At 43.6% G+C, this 3,292-nt stretch carries 4 protein-coding genes; all 4 read right to left on the bottom strand.

Translation table 11 applies throughout. From position 1 onward, the window contains the following. A partial coding sequence (locus ACWVCM_RS11985; RefSeq protein ID WP_455201989.1) for a hypothetical protein occupies nt 1–369 on the bottom strand: 369 nt, incomplete at its 3' end. A gap of 180 nt (nt 370–549) precedes the next feature. Then, the gene (locus ACWVCM_RS11980) at nt 550–933 is read right to left on the bottom strand and encodes a hypothetical protein (RefSeq protein ID WP_455201988.1); all 384 of its coding nucleotides are present in this window, start codon (nt 931–933) and stop codon (nt 550–552) included. Between the two features lie 356 nt (nt 934–1,289). Next, nucleotides 1,290–2,987, bottom strand: coding sequence for a SulP family inorganic anion transporter (locus tag ACWVCM_RS11975; RefSeq protein WP_455201987.1), 1,698 nt, complete (start codon nt 2,985–2,987; stop codon nt 1,290–1,292). Next, nucleotides 2,987–3,292 (bottom strand): hypothetical protein (locus tag ACWVCM_RS11970; RefSeq protein WP_455201986.1); only part of this gene is annotated, 306 nt, incomplete at its 5' end. The genes ACWVCM_RS11975 and ACWVCM_RS11970, both read right to left, overlap by 1 nt.

The following is a 3,292-nucleotide window of genomic DNA, read 5'->3' as shown; positions in this document are numbered from 1 at the left end:
GCGCACTGTCACTCGCGGATCCTGAAGCGGATAACCAGCATGCTTTCCAATCGGCCCCCTGTTCCACGCTACAACAGCCGGCACTAATTCGGCTACTAGCACCTCCGCCTGGTCACCAAGATGTCGGAGTGCTGCAGCCACGGTAAACCCCATACCTAGCCCACCGATAAGCAATCGGGGATGCCCGCTATCCACCAGCCTGGCACAACTTTGCTCGGCCAGCGCATCTTCGGATCCATGGACACGGCTATTCATAAGCTCACCGCGACCAGCAATTTTTATCGATAGCTCATCACCACGTTGATATAATTGGAGTTCCCCGCCATTGCCAGGCACTTGTGCGCTATCCAGTAATATCCACGGGTTCATATTAGTCCCAAACCAGCAGCGGATCGAAGCTATGGCTCACCACAAACACCTGTTACTCTATTGACTACCATTTTTCGACTGCCAATTTTGTGATTACCAATATGGGAGGCTGTACAAGCGATAAATTACCATCAAGTCATGTATGTTACTTATTGCATAGTATAACGACCAGAATTATTTTTAGAATTGATAGTACTTATCATTTAAGTAATTTGCGACATCCTTTATGTCATTCTCAGACCAGTTAAGCTTGAGTTCTTTTTGCCATCTATTTACCCAATGTCTAATTTTCGCTATAGAATCTGCTTTACGGGAAATTCTGCTATGTACGCTGGCCTGGTGGCAACCACCACAGTGATTCTCGTATAAAAGTTGACCGCGGGGTTTATCATTCTCTGCGTCGGGAATTTTTGAAGGCGTTGGCGCAGGTTTCGACTCCGTTGCATCTGATTTAGAAGCTGGTACTAATAATAAGGGGCTTTTGATATCACTCAATGCGAGCGTTGAACCGAGCATCAATAGAGCTGCTGTTAGCACCACTATTAACTGGTCTTTATTAAACATATCAAGCCCTGCTATAAAGATATATAACTGAAATATATATTGCTTTGCTCACCTTTCAAAAAGATGAACTCATATACATATTATAGGATATTTTTTTACGGGAGCGGGATGAGCTTGAATTTTATAGTTGGAGCCTGACACCGTTTATTGTCCAGCGTTGGAATTTTTAACGGAGCAATCAATCAGGAATAATGGCGCTGATCCATTCATGCTTTATTTGCAAATAAATCTTTTTTAACACTCGATTTGCCTGTCCAGCATTGTGCACTACCTGCCTGTTTACTACCACGCCTGGATTAACGTCTGTGACTCAACGTAACAATCTCAAGATTAGATTATCGCGCGAACTGGAACACTTAGTGAATATTATCGGATGGCTGGGTGGGTTTGTTGCGGCTTTTTAAGGCCTGTTTATACCTCAGATTTTTCGCGACCTGTTTTTTGGCGCTTCTCCCGTTATTTCGGTACACCGAATAGACGGGAGCAAGTTCAGGCGCAAATTCAGGAACGGTCTGTCGATTTATCCCGACAATCTCCGGATTCAGTTTTAGTAACCTTTGTAATTTCTCTTCCATAATTTCACTATAAAGAAAAGTGACCTTTACTCCTTTTTTCGCGTGTTCAGTAATCCAGTCGAAATCCACGATATCCTCCACATGCAAATTGGCATTTCTGATATCGAAAACAACCTCTTTAATTGATTTGTCGAATACTTTATTAAAGTGGCGCTGAATCCGGCTGAAGGAATGCGAAAGTATTGTTCCTTCCACAGACATGACAAGCTTGTTATCATCTTTAATCGTCGCACTGGTAGTCACTTTTGAAATCGACACTACATTAATAACAAAAGTAGCCAGGACCGAAAATGTGACCGCGGTATAGATATCCACAACAACAACCAAAAATGCGGTAGTGAAAAATATGGCTGCGGTCTTTTTGTTGCTTAGCATATAGCGTTTTATTTTCTTACCATTAATCATACTCAAACCACTCAGAAACAGCACGCCTCCTAATATGGCAAGTGGTATATAGGCGATAATAAAGTCAAGCAGGACCACCAGGACAACCGTGAAGGCAGCTGAATAGAGTAAAGCCCTGGAGTCTGACTTTAACTCCTTTTTAGCCACGCTCTTGTTAATTGAATTTGCCGATGGGGCACCATGAAGGAAAGCCAGAAAGACATTCTGAACGCCCTGAGAAAAAATATCCCGCAATGGATTGAAAACTTCGTTTTCCCCGCGTATTGCCTTGGCCACTGTGATAGCCTGCAGTATGCCGATAATCGCTATTACAAAAGCAGGTGCAATAAGATTTGCCAGGATAGGAAAACTTACCTGTCTTAAATCAGGCACACTGGTTACCAGGCTCATTTCTATCCAGCCTACCCTCTCTATAGAGAAGGAATAGTACCTCTCCAGTACGAGTAAAGTAAGAAAGCCAACGAATAGTGCAATGACGACCGAATAGCGTTTGAATTTACTTCTACGCACGAAGAGTCCCGTTACAATGGTGACGGTACCCAGAATCAACGCGAAATAACTGCCTTCCCCTTCCAGGGTGCTGATAGCAAGACTAACAACGTCAAATATCAGCCATTGCGTATAAGAAAGCTGGGGCAATCCAAGCACCATATAGAGTGTTGCGAGAACAAAAATAATTCCAATACCGAGTATCAGCCCTTCAATCACATCATTATTGAGATAGTCCGTGATATGGTACTTCGCGAATATCATGGCAAAGATAATTTGCCATAGTCCTACCATCAAGGCCAATGAGGCAACATACCCTATGTATAGATCCCCCATTTGCGGAGCAAAGGGCGTGACAGCAACGGAAATCAGTATGGCAGTGGCGGAATTGGGGCCACCCACAGCATAACGTGAAGCATTCAGGAAGTGTCCGATAATGGCGCAAACAATACTGGAGATAATCATCATAACCGGTGGAACACCGGCTAAAAAAGCAAACCCAATGCTCATTGGCAAATTAATAAATGCCATCACAAAACCGGGAAAGATATTCCGGGAAAATTCGTTACTTCTCAGAATATCCACTAACCTGCCTCATGAACTTTTTCGGCAAACCACCATTCCATTATGGTATTGCTGAGATAATTATAAAACACCGATAAGTTGCTGGCGTTCGGTGCAGATGGCCGCGTCTGTACCCTGATGAACTCCGCAATATCCAGCGCCTCCTGCGCTGTAATCAATGGATACTCATGGGTTGCACCCGGCGGCATGTTATTCAATATAAATGAAGCAAAGCGATCGGGATAAGACAAAGTAGCAGTATATACAAACGCTTCACTGCCATTGAGTGGTGGTGGTGAGAAGTCCGGATCATCATTGTATTTGTC

The sequence above is a fragment of the Kaarinaea lacus genome (genome assembly GCF_975902315.1).
This window is presented reverse-complemented; position numbering and strand designations above follow the sequence as displayed.